Here is a 21,905-nt window from a genome sequence, read left to right on the forward strand (position 1 = left end):
TGCGCTCAGAGAGATTCGAACTCCCGACCCCTTAGTTCGTAGCCAAGTGCTCTATCCAGCTGAGCTATGAGCGCGACATAAGTAAAGTTGGCGGTGAGAGAGGGATTCGAACCCTCGATACAGTTGCCCGTATGCATCCTTAGCAGGGATGTGGTTTCAGCCACTCACCCATCTCACCGTAACGTGCCGCCATAATACAAACTTAACCCTAGTACTGCAAGCACAGCCGCTCTTTTTTTTGCATTATTTTGCTCAATTAAATACTTTTTAAACAATTTACTCAAATTTGAGCAGAATTTATCCCATATCGATACATATTACTTTCAGAATTTGGCTTCTCGACCCCAATTGCTCGCGGAAAAACACATTATTGCAATCATTTACGTGCAGTCTGACGCTGCATGTCTTATGCTAATCCTATCTTCTGACACAAAACCAAATCCATGATGAAAAATTGGGTCGATCCTGAAGCCAAAGCGGAAGCTGAACGCTACGAAAATCCTATTCCGAGCCGTACGCTCATTTTAGAAACTATAGAACAATTAAATTCGCCACAATCGCATGCCGATTTAGTGGAACACTTCCAAATTGCCGATCAAAAGAGTATTGATGCCCTGAGCCACCGACTCATCGCCATGGTACGTGATGGTCAACTCATGAAAGATGGCTTTAAATTTCAACGTATGGCGGATCAACCGAGCCATGAAGCCACCGTATATATCAACAGTAAGGGTTTAGGTACCGCCAATATTTCTGGACATGATGATTTACTATTACCCGAACGCGAATTACGCCAAGTGTTTAATGGTGACCGCGTCAAGGTTCAACAGACCTCAGTTGACCGTAAAGGTAAAGCCTGGGGCTTTATTTCTGAAGTGGTACAGCATCGTGTCAAACAGATTATCGGCAAAGTCTCGCAACATGAAGGCGAATACTTTATTCAGCCTGCAAATCCGAATGCACATCAACCGATTACCTTAGAAAAGGAATTGATTGAACATGCTCAATTGAAAATTGGCGATTCTGTTCGTGTTGCCATTGATGATTACCCGACTCGTGAGACCTTTGCGACAGGTCATATCGTACAGTCGATGGCAGATAAAGCCGATACAGAAATTATTATTCCGCAAACCATTCTAGAGTTTGGTTTGCCTTACGAATTCCCAGAAGAAGTGCTGAAAGAAGCGGAAAGCTTTAAAGAGCCAAGCGCCAAAGACCGTCAGGGTCGTATTGATTTACGTGATTTACCTTTGGTCACCATTGATGGTGAAGATGCGCGCGACTTTGATGATGCCGTTTATGCTGAAAAACGCCCAGGTGGGGGTTATCGTGTCGTGGTTGCGATTGCGGATGTGAGCCATTATGTCCGTATTGGCAAGCCTCTGGATGAAGAAGCACAAGAACGTGGCACATCGGTGTATTTCCCGCATTTTGTGCTGCCAATGCTGCCTGAAGCACTCTCGAATGGTCTCTGTTCTTTAAATCCAAATGTCGACCGTTTATGTATGGTCTGTGATTTAAAACTCTCACGTACTGGTCGTGTCACTGGATTTGAGTTTTATCCATCGGTGATGCATTCACAAGCACGCCTGACCTATACACAGGTAGCGCAATATTTTGATGGTGACAGTGCTGCCGTTCCAGAAAACCGCGATGTGCGTAAATCTTTAAATACCTTATTCCAACTGTATCAGGTGTTAAAAGGCTTACGTGCAGAACGTCATGCCATGGAGTTTGAAACGGTCGAAACCTACATGACCTTTGATGACTTGGGCGGTATTAGTGAAATTTTGCCACGTACCCGTAACGAAGCACACAAATTGATTGAAGAGTGCATGTTGTTGGCCAACGTGGCTGCGGCAGAGTTTGCATTGGAACATGATGTTCCGATGCTGTATCGCGTGCATGAGCCACCTGAGTTTTCGCGCACCCAAAAAGTCCGCGATTTTGTCAAATTACTCGGTTTGAAATTCCCAGACCAACCGACGCAGAAAGATTATCAAGCCGTCATTGAAGCCACTAAAGACCGTATTGATGCGCCAAGTATTCATGCGGTGCTGTTACGCTCCATGATGCAAGCCTATTACGGCGCCAAAAATGCGGGGCACTATGGTCTGGCATATGAAGCCTATACCCATTTCACCTCGCCAATCCGTCGTTACCCAGATTTACTGCTCCATCGTGCCATTAAAGCCAAACTGGCTGAAAAACCGTCCCCACTTTCGGGTGCTGCACTGGATGATGCGGGCGAGCATTTTTCACAAACCGAACGTCGTGCAGATGAAGCCTCACGCTCTGTGACCATGTGGCTCAAATGCCATTATATGCAACAACACCTGGGTGATGAATTTGTCGGTGTCATTTCAGCGGTGGCTGAATTTGGTTTGTTCGTGACGCTGAAAGACCTGTATGTCGATGGCATGGTGCATGTCAGTCAATTGGGCGATGACTTCTTTGTCTTTGACCAAGTTAGTCAAAGTCTGGTTGGACAAAATCGTGGTCAAACCTTTGGTTTAGGCGATGAAGTCAAAATTAAAGTGGCTGGAGTGAACTTGGAAGAGCGTAAAATTGACTTTCAACTGATCCAGCAACTCACGCATGCAGGACGTGCCATTCGTAGTCGTGCACCGCGCGTTGCCAAAGCTGGAACCGCACAGGTAAAAGAAGAAACCTTTACCCCGCGCGCTGCAAAAGCGCCTAATGAAACGCGTGAGTCAGGCGAGCAACCCGTTGCGAAAAAGAAAGCCAAGGCCAAGCCAAGTTCTTATGGCAAAAAAGCTGATAAAAAAGCCGCAGCAAAGGCTGATATAAAAGCTAAAGAAAAAGCCAAGAAAAAGAGCAAAGCCAAAAAGAAAAAAGCCAACGCAAAAGTGCGTAGCGAATAAGTTTAAATAGGTGTTAAGTCCCGTGGCTTAGCACCTTTTTATAAAAAAAAGCATGAAAATTATTCGACGTTTGATCCGCAAACCCATTAGCCAGTATCATCCCCTATTTTACTTTTTATCAACCTGTACCCGACGGGCGCTCCGCTATTGGCAATGGAAAACCGATGGTCAAGATTATGCTCAAGACAAGTGCTCTACGCCCTTGCCTTATCGGGTAAAGAAACATCAATCGGTCTTGATCCGAAAATTAGGTGATAGCGAGCAACACTGGCAACACAACAAAGTGATCAACCTGAAAATTGCCAGTCCCTGTATTTCAGGTATTCTGATTCATCCTCAACAAACTTTTTCTTTCTGCCAGTTGGTGGGGCAACCCACATCTGCCAAAGGCTATGTGGAAGGCATGGAACTGAGTTTCGGTCAGGCACGAGGCGGTATCGGTGGTGGCATCTGCCAAATTGCCAACCTGATTCATTGGTTGGTGCTGCATAGCCCACTACAGGTGGTACAACGCGCGCAGCACTCCTTTGACCCCTTCCCTGATCAAGGACGGGTTTTACCTTTTGGTAGTGGTGCTGCCATCTTCTACAATTACATCGATTATCAATTTTATAATCCGACCCCACATACCTTTCAAATTCGCTTATGGTTTAGCGACAAATGTCTGGAGGGGGAACTACGTTGCTCGGTAGATTTGGGCTATGTCTATCATGTGTTTGAACAACAGCATGCTTTTTTTAAAATAGGTTCTGACTATTATCGTCAGAATGAAATCTGGCGGCATCGTAAAGAAAAATATAAAAGTGGCGAAATTCTGGAAACTGAATGCATGACCCGTAATTTTGCCAAAGTCCTGTATATCCCTCAGCGGATTGATCAATCCTTTGCCTCTTGGGCGGAATTTACTGCTGAACAGCAAACTCCCACAATAAAAACTTGATTTCCCTGTCAAGAATCCCTACATCTAGATTAAGTTTAAAATGAAATGGCGAATGCACATGCACTTAGATCAAGCAACTTTACCTGTTCCTCAGTTTGATCAAATTCAACTTAGCGAATTAAAACAACAAATCGAACAAGCCATTCAACACGGTCAGCAATTTTTAGCCGAACTCACTGCCGTACCTGAACAGCATGCCGCTCAACTTCAAGTGTTAAGCCAAGTCGATGAACTTGAAAATAGCATGAGTGAATCTTGGGGAGTACTCTCCCATTTAAATGCGGTCATGAACAATGCTGAAACCCGTGATGTGTATCAGTCATTACTACCTGCACTGAGTGAATATTACACCGCGCTCGGGCAACACACCGTGCTGTACCAAACCTATCAGCAAGTACAAGATTCGACAGAATTTCAACAACTGCCTGCGGCTCAGCAAAGCGCGATCAAGCTGGCATTACGAGATTTCAAACTCTCTGGAGTCGCCTTAGAAGGTGAAGCAAAGAAACGCTATGCTGAAATTTCAGCACGTTTATCGCAACTGTCTTCCGATTTCTCCAACCATGTCTTGGATGCCTCTCAAGCCTATTTCAAACCCTTAACTGAAGATCAGCTTAAAGGGCTACCTGCCAGCAGCATTGAACTATTAAAACAATATGGTCAGCAACGTGAACTTGAGCAAGCGGTGGCTACTCTAGATATTCCTGCTTATTTGGCCATTATGACCTATGCCGAAGATCGTGCTGTACGTGAAGCATTGTATCGTGCATATACCACTCGTGCCTCAGATCAGGCAGAACAAGCTGAATTCGACAACACGGCGGTAATGGAAGAAATCTTAAGCTTGCGTCAGGAAATGGCGCAATTGCTGGGTTTTAATAACTATGCAAAATTGTCCCTCGCCAGCAAAATGGCGCCCGATGTCGACACTGTTGCCAACTTTTTGGTTGAACTGGCAGAACATGCACGCCAACCTGCCGAGCAGGAAATTGCCGAACTGAAAGCCATTGCAGCACAAGACGGAATTAAAACCCTCGAACCATGGGATACAGGTTTCTACTCTGAAAAACTCAAAGTTCAACAATTCAATCTGTCTCAGGAAGATTTAAAACCCTATTTCCCTGCACCGAAAATTATACAAGGCTTATTCAGCATTGTTGAACGCTTGTATGGCATTCAAATTGTGCAACGTGCAGCACCTGTCTGGCATGCAGATGCACAATATTTTGAACTTGAAGATCAAGGTAAAGTGGTCGGTGGTTTCTATTTTGACTTGTATGCCCGCAATGGCAAACGCGGTGGTGCATGGATGAGTGGTTTCCGTTCTCGTATGCAAACCACACAAGGTCTACAAAAACCAATCTGCTACATGGTGTGCAACTTTACCCCACCTGTTGCAGGACAAGCAGCTTTACTGACCCATGATGAAGTCACCACCCTGTTCCATGAATTTGGACACGGCTTACACCATATGTTGACCGAGGTCGATCACATCTCTGTCGCAGGCACCCACGGCGTAGCTTGGGATGCAGTAGAACTACCAAGCCAGTTTATGGAGTTCTGGACTTGGGACAAAGAAAGTCTAGATTTACTTAGTGAGCATATTGAAACTAAAGAGGTGCTGCCTGAATCCTTACTCAAAGCGTTGCTGGATGCCCGTTTCTTCCAGTCGGGTATGCAAACCCTGCGTCAAATTGAGTTTGCCTTATTTGATTTAAACATTCACCGCACCACCCCTGCATTAGATGCAGCGGGTATTCAAGCCAGCTTAGATCAAATTCGCCAAAACTATGCCGTTGCCCCAACGGCTGCCTACAACCGATTCCAACACAGCTTTAGCCATATTTTCGCAGGCGGCTATGCTGCAGGCTATTATTCTTATAAATGGGCTGAAGTTTTAGCCAGTGATGCCTTTGATCGCTTCGAACAAGAAGGGATTTTCAATACGCAGACTGGCAAAGAGTTTCGACAGTTTATTCTAGCAGTTGGCGGAAAGGATACAGCGCTTGATGCATTTATCAATTTCCGCGGACGCGAGCCAAAAATAGACGCATTATTACGCCATCAGGGTTGGACGAACACGGATAAAAGCGCTTAAACTACGTCATTATTTTTCACAGGGTGTTATTAACTGACATGAAAAGACAGTTTATCGCAGGCGCAAAATGTCCTAAATGCGGAGCTTTAGATCGTGTGGTTAAGATCATCACTGTGGATGACGAGTGGATTGAATGTATAGAGTGTGAATATACAGAAAAGCGTCCGACTCATGTCGAGCCCGCTGAACCTGAATATCCAGACGAAATTGGGGTCATTCAATTTAAACCTCGTCAGCCTGAATAACCACAAGGTTCAAGTCATGACGTTAGATCAAAGACAAAATTCAAAACTTTTAATGGGGATCATTGCAGGACTGATTGCTGTGGTGGCTATTTTTCTCGGCTACCAATGGATGACATCCTCGCAACCAAAACATGAGCTGGAACAACCAGTCGTGCGTGCAGCAGTAAAACCAGCAGCTCAAGCACTTGCTCCTGCTACTGAAACGGCGGCATCCACAGCAACAGCAGATGCTGCTGAAGCACCAATCCAATTGGTCGATGAAAGCCTGTTGAAACAAGATGTACCAAAAAATGCAGCGCTGGCAAAAGAAGAAATTGCCAAACTGGACGACCTCCAGACTCAGCTGAATGAGCAAGAAAAAATGCTCAAAGCACAACATAGTGATGCAGATGACCTGATTGCACTTAAAGAGGAACAAATTAAGTTGCTTGAAGCACAACTCGCACAAGCTCAATAACCGATTGCTTAAAATTCGGCTAGAATAGATTCGTCTATGACTATGCCGAATTTTTGCATGAACATCTCCCCAACCAATCGCAATCTAGTCAAGGCGTTTGGTTTTCTGACCCTGTCTGCCTTTTTATTTTCGCTGATGGGCGTCTGTATTCGTTATGCTTCTTATAGCGTCGATAATCCGACCATTGTCTTTTTCCGCAATTTTATTGGCTTATTCGTCTTTCTACCAATTATATGCAATAAAGGATTAGGCTTTTTAAAAACCACCAAAATCTGGATGCACACTTGGCGTGCCGTGGTCGGTCTAATTGCCATGTATGGCTTTTTCTATGCGATTGCGCATTTAAAACTCTCCAATGCCATGGTGTTTACCTATTCCTCTCCCATCTTCATTCCGCTCATTGCCTGGCTGTTTTTAAAAGAAAAAATTACCCATTCCATGCTCTTGGCCGCTGCAATTGGTCTGGCGGGCGTCTTGTTTGTGGCAAAACCAGACTCAGGACTATTCAACCAGATTTCCCTGATTGGCTTAATCGCGAGCTTTTTAGCTGCCATGGCGTTTGTGACCGTGCGTGCGCTGACCAGTACCGAGCCACCTGAACGGATTGTATTTTACTTCTGCTTCATTGGTACGCTCATATCCATGCTCCCCATGTTCTGGTTATGGCGACCTTATACACTACATGAACTCAGCTTTTTGATTACCGCAGGCGTATTGGCAAACATCAGCCAGATTTTTATGTCCAAAGCCTATCAACTAGCACCCGCAGGTCAGATTGGTCCCGTGAATTATATTGCGATTATTTTTGCTGGGACTTGGGGCTATATTTTCTGGCAGGAAGTGCCTGACCATTACAGCCTCATTGGTTTCAGTTTGATCTTGGCCGGTATCCTATTTTGTAGTCCTTTATTTCAACAACGCCAAAAAACATAAAGCACCCGAAGGTGCTTGATCTGTTATTCGAGTCACTTAGTAATACCAACCAAACAATTTAAACAAGTAAGGTACATAAGCAATAATCAGCATGGCAGGGAATAATACCAAGAGTGGCAGGATCCAGCGTTCATAGCGATAGTAAAAAGACGCATGTCGAACTTCTGCATCCGCTTCCGCGACTTCTGCATCGCCAATCGACTGACGTGCCAGCAAATGATTCAGTGCTACAGGTGGCGTCACATACCCCAATTCAAAACCAATCAAGGTAATCATCCAGAAATGCACAGGATGAATGCCATACTGATAGGCAACAGGAGCAACCGTAGCTGAAATTAAGATCACGGCACCAAACGGATCCATAATCATGCCAACCACAATCATCAGAACCACAATCATGCTAATAACCAAGTAGATGTTGGCAATATCCGTCGGGAACATACTCATGACTTCAATCCGCTCAAGGAAGCCACCGACACTGACCGATAACGCCATGAGAATAACCAATGCCCCAATATGCCCAACCGTTTCACTGGTCGAAATATGCAACGATTTCCAGAAACCCACTTGGCGCATCGGATCTAACTTTTCTGAATGCTGCACCGCATGATTGACAACAAGCTCACCTGCCGCTTGTGCCGGATGAATCCCCTCTCGATATTCTGCGGTATTGGATAAATCAGCACCAGCCGTCACAGGTTGAGCCGAGGATGTATAACTTAAATCCAACGTTTCATCCCAATGCCCGACAGCTTGAATCGGTGCAGGTTCATGGCGTAATTTATCGAACAACACCATAACCAACAGAATGATTGGCATCATCACCGGTGCAGTAAATTCATTCAAATCTGTCGACAAGGCGTACTTATAAAACAGCCAGATCAACACAAAAATCATAATATAAGGCAGGACAGGTGCAAGCGCGCGGACAGATTTAGGTCCTGCAATATGCAATGGTGCGATACGGAATTTCTGCTCCGCAAGGAACAGCGATACCACTAAAAACAAGGTCGATGTCAACAAGAACGTATAACTGCCGTATTGATAGAGCCAGTCTGTAGTCACTTCTTTATTCAGTGATGCCACCACCACAATCAATAAACATGGTCGTAATACCACGCCCAAAGAACCCGACATCGCTGTTGCTGCCAAAGCAAATTGACGGCGTCCTCCTGCATTCCAGACTTCTTTATAAATGATTGCTCCAGCCGCTATCACGAAAATCCCTGATGCACCGGTATATGCAGTTGGTAATGCCGCCGCAATCAGAATTAACCAGGTTAAAGTTTCAGGTGCCAGATTCCATGGACGCAAAATATTCAGGAATAAATCCACAATTCGGGTTTGCTTTAATAACATCCCCGCCCAGATAAAGAGCGCAAGATTCAGGAAGATATTGGAGAACTCGACCAGTTGCCCCAAGTAAATCCCTTGTCCCATCGGGTAGTCCATAAAGAAGGTAAAGGCAACACCTGTAATCACCGCCATATAGGCATATAAAGGCACACTCAAAAATGCCATACCCAATCGCCCGCCGTCTTTGGTCGGCATAGGCTGTTTAACTAATTGAAACAGGCTAATCAAGGTCAGCAAGCCAAATAACGTAATCCACATCCAGTAAATACTGAACATTTCACTCGTCATCGGTACACCCGAGTTTTGGACAGAATGATACTGGCTTAAACTGGAAGCCACCAAAAAGCCATTGGCTACCAACATAAACAGACTATATACCCGAAAATCAATCTTGGTTGCAGGACTGCGTAAACCAATATGATGGGTTTTTAGGGTTGCGCTGATGGCTGCAAATACCACCATCAATACCAATAAAATGGCACGATTTTCACTCCCAAACTTAAACACCCCAAAGAAGGTGGTTTCCACAGTACGGTAGGTTCTTAAGGTTGGATGTGCCTGCATGTGTTGCATGGCTTTGTCGTAGAACTGATATTTTTCTTCACATAAATTTTGTGCTGCAAGAATTGAAGCCCTGACATCCGATTCTGAAGCTGTACCAAAAATATCGGCAAATTCATCTGCAGCATTAGTTTTCATTTGTGCTTGAACCAATGCATCCACATTCGGATGACGGTTACAATCGGGTTTGCTCGGTTCTGCTCTTAAGAAAGAATATTGCATGCCTTTGGCAGGGTCGCCATACAGGCTTTCCCCCATGCGCAATAATTGCCCATGAATCATTTCACCTGTGCCAATAATCAGTGTTAAAACCAGCAACACTAAAATCACAAAGGCGGAGATCCATTCAGTCCAAATATATTTAAACAGGTCTAATCCAGACCGTTTCTGTCCTGCATCGTACATATGCGTTCCTGTTTTTATTTTACTCATCATCAATGATGATGTAGACATCCTTTCTGCACAGAACATCTCCATATTCTGTTGCTATCTTTATTTTTCAACTTCACTCTGCATGACTTTCAGACTGAAAAAAATGACCGCTTTTGTTTTCTTTCTGCTTAAAATGTCAACTGTTTGGCTTTAACACCCTTAAATGAAAAGGAAAATATACTGCGGCTAACAGCATGCCCCAAATCGCACCCAACAAATGTGCTTCGACCAAAACAGGGCTACCAATCAATTCTGCAGTGCTGGTGTTGCCCATGGTATTTTCCCAAATCAACTTTAATACAATCAGTCCCAACACGCCTGCCGCAAATTTACGTTCATGGACATAACTGAGATGAACCAATGCCACTGCAACATAAGCACCATGCAATACACCTGAAAGTCCTGCATAGGCTTCAATATCAGGAAAACCATAATAAAAACTCAGACTAATACAGACAGGAAGCAAGAGCAGCAATGCTGCAAATTTCCACACGCGTACATGCGGAAAAATAAAAGGTAAACAGGCAAAGGCCAGCATATTGAGCAAGTAGTGAACCCATCCCACATGAACCCAATGTGCAGTCCAAAGGCGCCAGAATTGTGCCAACAGATCTGGACGCCAATAAATAAAATAGTCTGCAAAAATCTGTAGGCAGGCAGAGATTGAAGCAACCCCTGCTATAAATGCCACTTTTCGAGCAACGTATGGATCAATCATCAGCATCTCCTTCTACATCAGCAGCGATTCCTTTGCCTCTATTCGCAGGCTCGACCTTGGCTATTGTTTGGTACTACTGACCGTATCTTCCGTTCCATCAAATAGATCATCCAAGCCTGTACTGTCGTCCTGCTCATCCCAGAATTGGAGCATCCCCCCATCACCTGTACGTTTGCCCGTATGTTCTGTCCAGTAACGATCAGAGATCCCTTGCACCATACTGGCAGCCATACTATCAATCAGCTTAAACTGAGGATTCACTGGTTTTTCATCAGAACGTGCAGCAGCAAACTGCTTTAAGGCATCACGAATTTTGGCATCATCGCCACTGGCTTGCGCAGCAACCGCATATAAGGCATGTGGTAAGCGTACCCCTTTTTGTTCGCCAATTTGCATTGATTGTTTAAGGGTTTGGTATGGATCTGGTTTACCATCCCCCGCGCCTGGCAGTAATGTCCAGATTGCTGCACGAGTCGCCTCTGGCGCGCCCCAGAACTTTTCATTGTTCAAGCAGACCATCCCGCGCTCTACTATCGCAGCGATGTCTTTCGGTACATTGACTGCACCCCCTGAGTTAATGTCATTGGTCATGGCTTGTAAGCCACTGAGCATGCCCAGTAAATACACAGTCTGATCAATGTCACTTTTCATTTTCGGGCAACTTTCACCCAAAGCTTGCTGGTATTTGGCTTGCCAACGCTTCTCTAACAGTTGATAACCCGCATACTGACGCTGTGCCGCTACTGCTGACCAACGCTTTTGTTCAATTCGTGCATCCTGAGCTTCTGTAACTTGCCCCGATTTGGATGCACGTAAATAGCGTAGCTCAGCATCCAAAGCATGATTTTCAGCGCATGTTCCTGCAGCGGAATACAGTAAAATGGCAATACGGGTCGGGTCTGCGCCCATATCTTGGGTCGACATGATGGCTGGGGTTAAGGCAGTACCTGAGTTGCATACCATATCCGCATCATCCATGGCTAAAATGGGTGGTACAATATGTTTTTCACTAAATCCTAAAGCGACATTCGCACCTGATTTCACCACATGCGAACACCCTGTAAATACTGTTGTTGTAATCATTAAAATCGCCATACCTTGGCAAATTTTCTGGACTTGCGACATCTTCCTGTCCTCTATATTTTTTGTTTGTGTCCTTCGCAGTAAACATAGCAGAAGCGAATTTTCAAGAAAAGAGTATTTACTCTAATTCAAAGCATTACTTTGCCATGAAAAATAAAGAGAAAAATTGACTGTAGAAGCAGAATTCTTAAATTTTAGGCAAAAAAAAGTAGCATTGCGACGGTTCAGCACATGCTACCTATTAAATGAACGCCCAGAGGGCTTTATGTTCGTGTAAATCGATCCTTCAGCACCGTTCCTAATCGTCCTATAACAATTGCCAAAACAATCGCTACCATCAGAAACATCCACGTGGGAAAAATCATACTGATCTCCTCGTCTGCTGTTTGGTGGTTTTAATGTACAAAGAAAATGCAGTTGGAATCGCTAAAATTGTCTAACAATTTATACTTTTTGCCAATTTATTGAGTTTCTGTCTGACAGGAGCAAGCTGAAATATATATAATATTTTGATTTTTATAATTTTAATAAAAATAGATATACCATCAGGTGTCTGACAATTAGAGCATTTTTGCCAATAATTTAAGTCTTTTCCAATCTGCCAAGGTCAGTTGGTCGTACCAAATCACATAGCTACAGCGTTGTTGCTGCTGGAAATAAAGTACGATATACCAGTGATGATCCACCACGCGTTGTAGTTGCATGCGTGTCACTTGTTGATCAGTGATGGCAACCGACCATTCGTGTAAGGAGAAAGGCTCAAAATAATATAGAGGTGTTTGTTGAAGCTGCAACCAAAATGAGAGCAATACAATAACTAGAGCGATACAGGCCAACCAAAGTGGCAATAAGATGAAAACTAAACTGAGAATGAGGATAAGAATGCAGATTTGAAACACAATCGCCACGCGACTGCGTTTCAAATAATAGGCTGTATTAGCCATGAACATAATGCTTTAATTTAAGAATAAACGTCTTGATCTCAGCGCGAGGCGGTTCACCCACTTCCATAAACCAATCCAGTAAATCTGGATCTTCTTGATCGACCAATTCAGCAAATAAAGCCTTTTCTTCAGGAGAAGCATTTAAATAATAATTGCGAACATATGGGTCAAAATACACATCAATTTCTTTTAATCCACGACGTGCACGGTAAATCACTTTGCGTTCTTCAAGCGTCATTTCTTCGCTCATTATATTCCCCTAGACCGAACAGAATTGCCCTAGTTTAACCGAATCATTTAGCCAATTTCGAGCACATTTCCACTGAATGACCAAATCTACCATTTTTATTATGGAATTGAGCATTGCTCATATTGCCCAACTCCCAGCAGATCTTTTAACTTCGTATCCACAATTATAATTCAAGGACTTCAACATCATGCAATCTGGTGCTATTCGCCCACTCGACCCGATGCTACCACGCCAACTGTTCACTGAAGAACATGAAGCATTTCGTGAAACTGTACGTAAATTTTATACACAGGAAGTGATTCCCAATACTGAAAAATATGAGCAACAACAACATGTTGATCGTGATTTGTGGAACAAGGCGGGTGAACTCGGTTTACTCTGCGCCACCATGCCCGAAATCTATGGCGGTTCAGGGGTCGATCGTCTCTACAGTATGATTCTGATTGAAGAGCAAGCCTATGCCATGGACTCCGCAACTGGCTTCTCCCTGCATTCCGACATAGTCGCCAACTACATCTTAAATTTTGGCAATGAAGAACAAAAGCAGTGCTGGCTTCCCAAAATGGCGACGGGTGAAACTGTGACAGCGATTGCCATGACAGAACCGGGGACAGGCTCAGATTTGCAAGCGGTAAAAACCACAGCAGTCTTAGATGGTGATGAATATGTGATTAATGGCTCCAAGATTTTTATTACCAATGGCTACCTGTGTGATATGGCTATCGTGGTGTGTAAAACAGGTCATGGTGACAAAGGTTCAGCAAATCTGTCTCTAATCATGGTTGAAGCAGATCGAGCTGGGTTTAGCAAAGGCAAACCCCTGCATAAAATTGGCATGAAAGGTCAGGATACCTGCGAGTTATTCTTTGATGATGTCCGTGTACCTCAGCACAACTTACTGGGCGCTGAAGGCATGGGCTTTATGATGCTGATGAAGGAACTGGCATGGGAGCGTATGCTGGTGGCAATTATCTGTCAGGCAGGTGCAGAAGCTGCTTTTGCGCATACTGTGCAATACACCAAGCAGCGTAACGCATTTGGCAAACCTATCGCTTTTTTTCAGAATACCCGCTTTAAATTAGCGGAGCTGCGTACCGAAATAGATTTTTGTCGCACTTACCTTGATCGTTGTATGCAGCTACAACTACAGGGTCAACTCAGTGATGCTGCTGCGGCTGCAGCAAAATACAAGATTTCAGAGATGTACTCCAAAGTGGTGGATGAATGTTTACAACTACATGGTGGATACGGTTACATGCTGGAATACCCGATTGCACGTGCCTATATCGATCATCGTGCCAATCGAATCTATGCAGGGACCAATGAAATTATGAAAGAACTCATCTCACGAACCCTATAAAAATTGACCTAATAAAAAGGAGCTACACGCTCCTTTTTATGCCTAAGATTATGACACCAATTTAGGTTTACGTTGCGCATGCGGATGCGCTTTTTGGAATTTTAAGACTGCATCTTCAAAACTCGCATGTTTTAAGGTTTTACGATCTGCCAAATAATTATTGGTCACTTTCCATGGCGCATGTTTGCCTTGTTTAGGCATCACATTGGCTGCACGGGCAATATATCCCGAAGTCAGACTCCCCATCACCGTGTCTTCAAGTAATTCAGTCTGATCTCCCTGAGGAATCACCTGTACATAGCCTTTTTGATCCATATAGTTAATCAAACGACAGATATAATCTGCAGCAATATCAACTTTCAAAGTCCACGAGGCATTGATATAACCAATGATCATTGCCATATTCGGGACATCACTGACCATGACACCTTGGTAAAGCATATGCTTCGAAGTATCAATCGGTTGACCATCCAACGACACCTTCATCCCTCCAAGAATTTGAATGTCCAAGCCAGTCGCCGACACAATAATATCTGCATCCAAATGTTTACCAGACCTGAGTAATACCCCTGTTTCAGTAAACTTTTCAATTAAATCTGTTTCAACACTCGCTTGCCCTGAACGTAAAATTTTAAATAGGTCACCATCGGGAACCACACACAAACGCTGATCCCACGGATTATAGCTCGGGGTAAAGTGTTTCATATCCACCTTACCCTTAAGCTGCATTTCAATCGACTTCAATAAAAATTTGCGCAGTAATTTTGGCTGCTTTTGTGCAAGGGCATAAATCCCACGTTGCATGCCAATATTACGGGCTCGGGTCAGTTTATAAGCGACATCTTCAGGTAAATATTTACGCATTTTATCGTAAACAAAATCTACAGAAGGCACAGACGCAATATACGTTGGCGAACGTTGTAGCATAGTCACATGTGCAGCACCACCCTTCGCCATCGCAGGTACCAAGGTAATGGCTGTTGCGCCACTGCCAATAATTAAGACTTTCTTGCCACGATAATCTAATTTTTCAGGCCAATGCTGTGGATGAATAAACTCACCCTTAAATTCGGGTAGATTTTGAAATATAGGTTGATAGCCATGCTCATAGTTATAGTACCCCGTGCAGCCTAAAATAAAATTAGCCACCCAAGTTTGTTTCTTTTTGTTATGGTTTTCAATTTCAACCACCCATTTCTGAATTTCAGTATCGTAATTGACTGAAATGACATTATGTTGAAAGTGAATTTTAGATGAGATATTAAACTCTTCCACTACCTCAGACAAATAGCCTTTAATTGCAGCACCGTCAGCTAAAACACTGGATTGCTGCCAAGGCTTAAAATTATAGCCAAAAGTCGACATATCCGAATCAGAACGAATACCAGGATATTTGAATAAATCCCATGTACCCCCAATACTCTCGCGACGTTCAATAATCTCATAAGAACGATGAGGATTGTTTTTGGATAAATGTACCGCTAGACCAATACCAGAAATGCCAGCACCCACAATCAAAATATCAATTTGCTTTTCCATGTTGTTTTTATAACCTTACTGATAATACATTTTTATTAAAGCACAAATCTGACAATGATCAATGTCAAGTTGATTTAAAACCGCTATTAAAACGTATCATTTCGGGACATCCTGAAATTTTGTCTAACAACAGGCATTAAAAAAGGTCGGTTAAAAACCGACCTTTTTTAAGAACAACTGAATAGCTCTACGAAATTATTTAACTTCGCGATCTACTAGTTCAACGTAAGCCATCGGTGCAGCATCACCCGCACGGAAGCCCGCTTTAAGAACACGTAGATAACCGCCGTTACGTTCTTTGTAACGAGGGCCAAGAACGGTAAATAATTTACCAACAGTTGCTGCTGAACGAGTACGAGCAAACGCTAAACGACGGTTTGCAACAGTATCGTTTTTAGCTAAAGTGATTAAAGGCTCAGCAACGCGACGTAATTCTTTAGCTTTAGGAACAGTAGTTTTAATTAACTCGTGTTCGAACAAAGAATTAGCCAAGTTTTGGAACATCGCTTTACGATGACTGCTTGTACGGCCTAATTTCACACCACTATTACGATGACGCATGGTGATAGTCCTACTAAATTAACGGCTACGATAGGCGAAACGATCGTCCATACGGAGACTAGCTGGTGGCCAGTTCTCTAAACGCATGCCGAGTTGTAAGCCTTTAGAAGCCAGAACATCTTTGATCTCAGTAAGCGATTTCTTACCAAGGTTAGGAGTCTTAAGTAACTCAACCTCAGTACGCTGTACTAGATCACCAATGTAGTAAATATTTTCTGCTTTTAAACAATTCGCAGAACGAACAGTAAGCTCTAGATCATCTACTGGACGAAGCAAAATTGGATCAACTTCTTCACGAGGTTCTTGAGCAACAGGAGCTTGATCTTTCTGAAGGTCAACAAAAATTGCAATTTGTTGTTGCAAGATTGTAGCCGCTTTGCGGATCGCTTCTTCTGGATCAACTGTACCGTTGGTTTCAAGATCAATGATCAGTTTATCAAGGTCAGTACGTTGTTCTACACGCGCATTTTCTACGATGTAAGACACACGTTTGATTGGGCTATAAGATGCATCTAACTGTAAACGACCCACTGGGCGAGTTTCGCCTTCTGGGAAGCGTGAATCAGAAGTTTCATAACCACGGCCTTGAGCAACTTTAAGGCGCATTTTTAATGAGCCAGTTGCACTTAATGTACCGATCAAATGTTCAGGGTTAACCACTTCAACATTATGAGGTAAACGAAGGTCAGCGGCAGTAACATCACCAGGACCTTGTTTCTCTAATGTTAAATAAGCTTCATTTTGATCGAACAGCTTAATAGACAATCCTTTCAGGTTCAGCAAGAGCTCGACGATGTCCTGCTGCAAGCCTTCCAAGGTACTGTACTCGTGCTCAACACCTTCAATTTCAACTTCAACCACAGCTGCGCCAGGTAAAGAAGAAAGTAGGATGCGACGTAAAGCATTACCAAGAGTATGACCAAAGCCACGCTCTAATGGTTCTAGAATAACTTTTGCCGAGGTCCCGCTAACCGCTTCGACCTTGATCGCTTGCGGAGTTAGAAACTCATTTGCAGTACGCGTCATTATTGCTACCTCAAGGATTATTTAGAATACAATTCTACAATCAAGCTTTCGTTGATTTCAGCAGGTAAATCAGAACGATCTGGTGCAGCTTTAAATGTACCTTCCAACTTAGAATGATCAATTTCCATCCAAGAAGGAATACCACGTTGAGCAGCTAATTCAACTGCATTTTTGATACGCAATTGTTGCTTAGCGCCTTCGTGAACTGCAATCACGTCACCAGCTTTAACTTGGATAGACGCAATATTAACACGACGACCATTTAAAGTGATAGAACGGTGAGATACAAGCTGACGAGCTTCTGCACGTGTAGAACCAAAACCCATGCGATAAACAACGTTATCTAGACGGCTTTCAAGCAATTTCAACAAGTTTTCACCAGTTGCGCCTTTAACACGAGCAGCTTCTTTATAGTAGTTACTAAATTGACGCTCTAAAACACCGTACATACGACGTACTTTTTGTTTTTCACGTAATTGTAGTGAATACTCAGATTGTTTTGCACGGCTTTGACCATGTTGGCCAGGAGCTTTAGCATGTTTTTTAGTCTTAACGTCAAATGGTTTAACGCCAGATTTTAATTGCAGGTCTGTCCCTTCGCGGCGAGAGAGTTTGCATTTTGGACCAATATAACGAGCCATGAATGTTTCTCCTTACACGCGACGTTTTTTAGGTGGACGGCAACCGTTGTGCGGAATTGGAGTCACATCGGTAATGCTGTTAATTTTATAACCCACTGCACCTAATGCACGAACCGCAGACTCACGACCAGGACCAGGACCTTTTACAAGGACGTCCAAGTTTTTCAAACCGTAATCTAAAGCAGCTTTACCAGCAACTTCAGCAGCTACCTGAGCAGCAAACGGAGTTGATTTACGTGATCCACGGAAGCCTTGTCCACCTGAAGTAGCCCAAGCCAATGCATTACCTTGACGATCAGTGATCGTTACAATGGTGTTATTAAAAGAAGCGTGAATGTGTGCGACACCTTCAGAGACGGTACGAGTGACCTTCTTGCGTGCGCGAGTATCTTTAGCCATCTTTTAGCTTCCAGAAATCTTATTTCTTAATAGGTTTGCGCGGACCTTTACGGGTACGTGCGTTAGTTTTGGTGCGTTGTCCGCGGACAGGCAAGCTGCGACGATGACGAAGACCACGGTAGCAGCCTAAATCCATTAAACGTTTAATGTTCATGGAAATTTCGCGACGTAAGTCACCTTCGGTAGGAACCTTAGTAACTTCTGCACGAATCGCATCAAGCTGAGCATCATCTAATTCACGAATCTTTGTAGTTGGAGCGATACCTACAGCAGCCAAGATGTTCTTAGCAGTGTGGCGACCAATACCAAAGATATAAGTGAGAGAGATAACAGCATGCTTGTTATCCGGAATGTTTACACCGGCAATACGAGCCATTCAATTTTCTCCAAAAAGGCAGTAGAGATAATCAACCGCCCCACAAAAATCTTGAGGGGCGGATAATAACCTAATTAGCCTACTGAAATCAACAGGTCTTGATCAGATTTTAACCTTGACGCTGCTTATGACGAGGTTCTGCGCTGCAAATTACGCGAATAACCCCATTACGACGGATAACTTTACAGCTACCACAAATTTTCTTTACAGAAGCTTGTACTTTCATGATGAAACCTCTAAGTGCGCTTATCCCTTCGGATGAGCAGTCGTTTTTCTCATTAACGTTTGATTATCATATTGATGAGAAGTCAGGTGTGCTTGCAATTGCGCCATGAAATCCATAACTACAACAACAACAATTAGCAAAGAAGTACCACCCAAATAGAATGGGATACCAAACGAGCTTTGCAAAATCATCGGCATTAAACACACGATCGTAATATAAATTGCACCAATAAATGTCAAACGATTGAGAATATGATCTAAATAACGAGCAGTTTGCTCACCTGGGCGAATACCAGGCACATAAGCTCCGCTGCGTTTTAAGTTTTCTGAAACTTCTTTAGGACTAAATACTAGCGCCGTATAAAAATAACAGAAAAAGATAATTAACGCACCAAAGAGCACCAAATACAACGGCTGTCCAGGCGACAATAAAAGAGCCAAATCTTGCAAACTACGCTTGATAATCCCTGCACTCGGATCTGAACTACCCACCCATTGACCCAGACTGGCTGGAAACAACAGTAAAGAGCTAGCAAAGATCGCTGGAATCACACCTGCCATATTAATTTTTAATGGTAAATGTGTTTGCTGCGCAGTAAATACACGACGACCTTGCTGTTTTTGAGCATAATTTACTGGAATACGACGCTGCGCTTTCTCAATAAACACAATTGCTGCCAACACCGCCAATGATAACAAGCCAAAAATAGCCAAGCCAATCAAGCTTGTTTGACCATTATCTACCGATGAAATAGATTGCATAATTAAATTCGGCAATCCTGCAACAATACCTGCAAAAATGATCATGGATATACCATTGCCCACTCCGCGTTCGGTAATTTGTTCACCCAACCACATTAAGAACATGGTACCTGCAACCAATGAAGTTACAGCTGGAACGTAGAAGGCCAAACCAGCAGAAAGCGTGATGCCCTGACTAATTAAACCTGCACACATCCCTGTCGCCTGCACTAAAGCTAAAAGCAACGTACCTTGACGTGTATATTGGTTAATCTTGCGTTTTCCTTGCTCACCCTCTTTTTTCAAAGCCTCGAGTGATGGAATAACTGTCGACATTAACTGCACAATAATCGATGCAGAAATATACGGCATAATTCCCAAGGCAAGAATTGACATTCTTTCTAAAGCACCACCTGAAAACATGTTAAACAAACCAAGGATCGTACCTTGGTTTGCATTAAAAAGGTTTTCAAGTGCAGCATTATTAATGCCCGGTACTGGAATATGCGCTCCTAGTCGAAAAACCAACAATGCACCGAAGAGAAACATCATTCGGCGAATAATTTCACGGTATTTCACGTAAAACGGTTGGCCTTTCATCATGTGAACATGACCTGAAGAACTAGGAGACATAGACACTCGCGATTACTCCTCGACTTTGCCGCCAGCAGCTTCAACAGCAGCTTTAGCGCCTTTAGTCAATGCAACACCTTGAACAGTGAATGCACGAGTAATTTCACCAGAAAGTACGATACGAGCACGAATCATATCTTTACGTACAACATTCGCAGCTTTTAAAGTTTCAAGTGAAACGATATCACCTTCAACTTTAGCAAGCTCTGATAAACGTACTTCAGCAGTTTTTAAAGCGATTTGGCTAGTGAAACCGAATTTAGGTAAACGACGATAAATCGCAGTTTGACCACCTTCGAAACCTGGACGCACGCCACCGCTCTTACGAGACTTTTGACCTTTAACACCGCGACCACCAGTCTTACCAACACCAGAACCGATACCACGGCCAAGGCGAAGATTGTCGCGCTTAGCACCTTCTGCAGGTGCAAGTTCATTTAAACGCAGAGTCATGGCTTATTCCTCTACACTAACCATATAGTAGACTTTGTTGATCATACCACGGTTAGAAGGCGTGTCTTGCACTTCTACAGTATGACCAATACGACGCAGACCTAAACCTTGTAAGCAAAGCTTGTGATTTTTCAAGCGGTGCGAAGCAGATTTAGTCTGGGTAACTTTAATCGTTTTCATGATTGATTACCCTTGAATTTGTTCTACAGAAAGACCGCGTTTAGCAGCTACTTTCTCTGGAGAAGTCATATCACGCAAACCTTTGAAAGTTGCGTTTACAACGTTCGCAGCATTTGTAGAACCGTAACATTTAGCAAGTACGTTATGTACGCCTGCAGCTTCAAGAACGGCACGCATTGCGCCACCAGCGATTACGCCAGTACCTTCAGAAGCAGGTTGCATGTACACACGGCTTGCACCATGACGCGCATTCACAGGGTGTTGTAAAGTAGTACCAGCAAGGTCTACAGTAATCATGTTGCGACGTGCAGCTTCAAGTGCTTTAGAAATAGCAGCTGGAACTTCACGAGCTTTACCACGACCGAAACCTACGCGACCATTACCATCACCCACAACAGTTAATGCTGTGAAAGAGAAGATACGACCACCCTTAACAACTTTGGCTACACGATCAACGGCAACCAGCTTTTCAACAAGACCTTCGTTTTGTTCAACTTTAGCCATGATTAGAACTCCAAGCCGTTTTCACGAGCAGCATCAGCCAAGGCTTTGATACGACCATGATATTTAAAACCAGAACGGTCAAATGCAACTTTAGTAACACCAGCTGCTTTAGCACGCTCTGCGATTAAAGCACCTACTTTAGTCGCTGCTTCAATATTACCAGTTGTACCCGCACGTAAAGTAGCATCTAAAGTTGAAGCTTGCGCTAAAACTTTGCCACCATCTGCTGAGATAACTTGAGCATAGATGTGACGCGGCGTGCGGTTTACACACAAACGAGTCGCACCCAACGCACGGATGTGCAAGCGTGTGCTTTTCGCACGACGCAAACGGGATTGTTTCTTTTCGTTCATAAGAACCTCGCG

The 21,905-nt window shown here is 43.6% G+C and carries 24 protein-coding genes and 2 tRNA genes; 7 read left to right on the forward strand and 19 right to left on the reverse strand.

Annotation, left to right across the window (positions count from 1 at the left end; translation table 11 throughout):
- Together MKI85_RS06960 and MKI85_RS06965 are read right to left on the reverse strand one after the other, a co-directional pair.
- A tRNA-Arg gene (locus MKI85_RS06960) sits at positions 1–74 on the reverse strand.
- Positions 75–88: 14 nt separating this feature from the next.
- Positions 89–178: transfer RNA gene (locus MKI85_RS06965), tRNA-Ser, on the reverse strand.
- Positions 179–443: 265 nt separating this feature from the next.
- Here MKI85_RS06965 and rnr point away from each other — a divergent pair.
- From rnr to MKI85_RS06995, 6 genes are read left to right on the forward strand one after another with little or no spacing between them, the layout of a single operon-like run.
- Positions 444–2,885: a ribonuclease R gene (rnr, locus tag MKI85_RS06970; RefSeq protein ID WP_241626305.1), complete on the forward strand. Its 2,442-nt coding sequence runs from the start codon at positions 444–446 to the stop codon at positions 2,883–2,885.
- A gap of 52 nt (positions 2,886–2,937) precedes the next feature.
- Complete coding sequence (locus MKI85_RS06975) at positions 2,938–3,825, forward strand: VanW family protein (RefSeq protein WP_241626307.1); 888 nt, start codon at positions 2,938–2,940, stop codon at positions 3,823–3,825.
- 58 nt (positions 3,826–3,883) lie between these two features.
- Positions 3,884–5,923 carry a M3 family metallopeptidase gene (locus tag MKI85_RS06980; RefSeq protein WP_413351616.1) on the forward strand — a complete coding sequence of 680 codons (2,040 nt, stop codon included), beginning with the start codon at positions 3,884–3,886 and terminating at the stop codon, positions 5,921–5,923.
- Between the two features lie 38 nt (positions 5,924–5,961).
- Entirely contained in the window at positions 5,962–6,168 is a 207-nt protein-coding gene (locus tag MKI85_RS06985) for a YheV family putative metal-binding protein (protein WP_100241823.1), read from the forward strand.
- Between the two features lie 16 nt (positions 6,169–6,184).
- Positions 6,185–6,625 (forward strand): hypothetical protein, encoded by a 441-nt coding sequence (locus tag MKI85_RS06990; RefSeq protein ID WP_241626311.1) that lies wholly within the window; start codon positions 6,185–6,187, stop codon positions 6,623–6,625.
- Between the two features lie 57 nt (positions 6,626–6,682).
- The gene (locus MKI85_RS06995; RefSeq protein WP_241626560.1) at positions 6,683–7,558 is read left to right on the forward strand and encodes a DMT family transporter; all 876 of its coding nucleotides are present in this window, start codon (positions 6,683–6,685) and stop codon (positions 7,556–7,558) included.
- A gap of 36 nt (positions 7,559–7,594) precedes the next feature.
- On the opposite strand, the gene MKI85_RS07000 is transcribed toward MKI85_RS06995, so the two are convergent.
- The 5 genes from MKI85_RS07000 to MKI85_RS07020 all read right to left on the reverse strand — a co-directional run bounded on the left by MKI85_RS07000 (position 7,595) and on the right by MKI85_RS07020 (position 12,902).
- The gene (locus MKI85_RS07000; protein ID WP_241626562.1) at positions 7,595–9,880 is read right to left on the reverse strand and encodes a TRAP transporter large permease subunit; all 2,286 of its coding nucleotides are present in this window, start codon (positions 9,878–9,880) and stop codon (positions 7,595–7,597) included.
- 163 nt (positions 9,881–10,043) lie between these two features.
- Positions 10,044–10,625 (reverse strand): rhombosortase, encoded by a 582-nt coding sequence (gene rrtA / locus MKI85_RS07005; protein ID WP_241626313.1) that lies wholly within the window; start codon positions 10,623–10,625, stop codon positions 10,044–10,046.
- Between the two features lie 60 nt (positions 10,626–10,685).
- The gene (locus tag MKI85_RS07010) at positions 10,686–11,750 is read right to left on the reverse strand and encodes a hypothetical protein (protein ID WP_241626315.1); all 1,065 of its coding nucleotides are present in this window, start codon (positions 11,748–11,750) and stop codon (positions 10,686–10,688) included.
- A gap of 518 nt (positions 11,751–12,268) precedes the next feature.
- Positions 12,269–12,652: a hypothetical protein gene (locus MKI85_RS07015; RefSeq protein WP_241626317.1), complete on the reverse strand. Its 384-nt coding sequence runs from the start codon at positions 12,650–12,652 to the stop codon at positions 12,269–12,271.
- On the reverse strand, positions 12,645–12,902 hold the full coding sequence (locus MKI85_RS07020) for an FAD assembly factor SdhE (protein ID WP_100241829.1): 258 nt from the start codon (positions 12,900–12,902) through the stop codon (positions 12,645–12,647). The genes MKI85_RS07015 and MKI85_RS07020 overlap by 8 nt, the downstream gene beginning before the upstream one ends.
- A gap of 187 nt (positions 12,903–13,089) precedes the next feature.
- Here MKI85_RS07020 and MKI85_RS07025 point away from each other — a divergent pair, with 187 nt between their 5' ends.
- Complete coding sequence (locus tag MKI85_RS07025) at positions 13,090–14,262, forward strand: acyl-CoA dehydrogenase family protein (protein WP_241626319.1); 1,173 nt, start codon at positions 13,090–13,092, stop codon at positions 14,260–14,262.
- 48 nt (positions 14,263–14,310) lie between these two features.
- On the opposite strand, the gene MKI85_RS07030 is transcribed toward MKI85_RS07025, so the two are convergent.
- From MKI85_RS07030 to rplR, 12 genes are all read right to left on the reverse strand, one after another.
- Complete coding sequence (locus MKI85_RS07030; RefSeq protein WP_241626321.1) at positions 14,311–15,801, reverse strand: flavin-containing monooxygenase; 1,491 nt, start codon at positions 15,799–15,801, stop codon at positions 14,311–14,313.
- A gap of 195 nt (positions 15,802–15,996) precedes the next feature.
- The gene (gene rplQ, locus MKI85_RS07035; protein WP_004974746.1) at positions 15,997–16,362 is read right to left on the reverse strand and encodes a 50S ribosomal protein L17; all 366 of its coding nucleotides are present in this window, start codon (positions 16,360–16,362) and stop codon (positions 15,997–15,999) included.
- Positions 16,363–16,380: 18 nt separating this feature from the next.
- Positions 16,381–17,388, reverse strand: a complete 1,008-nt coding sequence (locus tag MKI85_RS07040) for a DNA-directed RNA polymerase subunit alpha (protein ID WP_016168586.1) — start codon at positions 17,386–17,388, stop codon at positions 16,381–16,383.
- Between the two features lie 17 nt (positions 17,389–17,405).
- Complete coding sequence (gene rpsD, locus MKI85_RS07045) at positions 17,406–18,029, reverse strand: 30S ribosomal protein S4 (RefSeq protein ID WP_016168587.1); 624 nt, start codon at positions 18,027–18,029, stop codon at positions 17,406–17,408.
- Positions 18,030–18,041: 12 nt separating this feature from the next.
- A complete protein-coding gene (gene rpsK / locus MKI85_RS07050; protein WP_004281491.1) occupies positions 18,042–18,428 on the reverse strand; it encodes a 30S ribosomal protein S11 in 387 nt (128 codons plus the stop codon).
- A 19-nt stretch (positions 18,429–18,447) separates the two neighbouring features.
- Positions 18,448–18,804, reverse strand: coding sequence for a 30S ribosomal protein S13 (gene rpsM / locus MKI85_RS07055; protein WP_016168588.1), 357 nt, complete (start codon positions 18,802–18,804; stop codon positions 18,448–18,450).
- 109 nt (positions 18,805–18,913) lie between these two features.
- Positions 18,914–19,030, reverse strand: coding sequence for a 50S ribosomal protein L36 (gene rpmJ, locus MKI85_RS07060; RefSeq protein WP_000867907.1), 117 nt, complete (start codon positions 19,028–19,030; stop codon positions 18,914–18,916).
- A gap of 20 nt (positions 19,031–19,050) precedes the next feature.
- The gene (gene secY / locus MKI85_RS07065) at positions 19,051–20,370 is read right to left on the reverse strand and encodes a preprotein translocase subunit SecY (RefSeq protein WP_171479162.1); all 1,320 of its coding nucleotides are present in this window, start codon (positions 20,368–20,370) and stop codon (positions 19,051–19,053) included.
- A gap of 45 nt (positions 20,371–20,415) precedes the next feature.
- A complete protein-coding gene (gene rplO / locus MKI85_RS07070) occupies positions 20,416–20,856 on the reverse strand; it encodes a 50S ribosomal protein L15 (RefSeq protein ID WP_241626323.1) in 441 nt (146 codons plus the stop codon).
- Positions 20,857–20,859: 3 nt separating this feature from the next.
- A complete protein-coding gene (gene rpmD / locus MKI85_RS07075; RefSeq protein WP_004985357.1) occupies positions 20,860–21,036 on the reverse strand; it encodes a 50S ribosomal protein L30 in 177 nt (58 codons plus the stop codon).
- 6 nt (positions 21,037–21,042) lie between these two features.
- Positions 21,043–21,540, reverse strand: coding sequence for a 30S ribosomal protein S5 (gene rpsE, locus MKI85_RS07080; RefSeq protein WP_004657688.1), 498 nt, complete (start codon positions 21,538–21,540; stop codon positions 21,043–21,045).
- Between the two features lie 2 nt (positions 21,541–21,542).
- A complete protein-coding gene (rplR, locus tag MKI85_RS07085) occupies positions 21,543–21,893 on the reverse strand; it encodes a 50S ribosomal protein L18 (RefSeq protein WP_016654892.1) in 351 nt (116 codons plus the stop codon).
- Positions 21,894–21,905: the final 12 nt, after the last annotated feature.

The organism is Acinetobacter zhairuonensis (assembly GCF_022601715.1).
Classification (GTDB): domain Bacteria; phylum Pseudomonadota; class Gammaproteobacteria; order Pseudomonadales; family Moraxellaceae; genus Acinetobacter.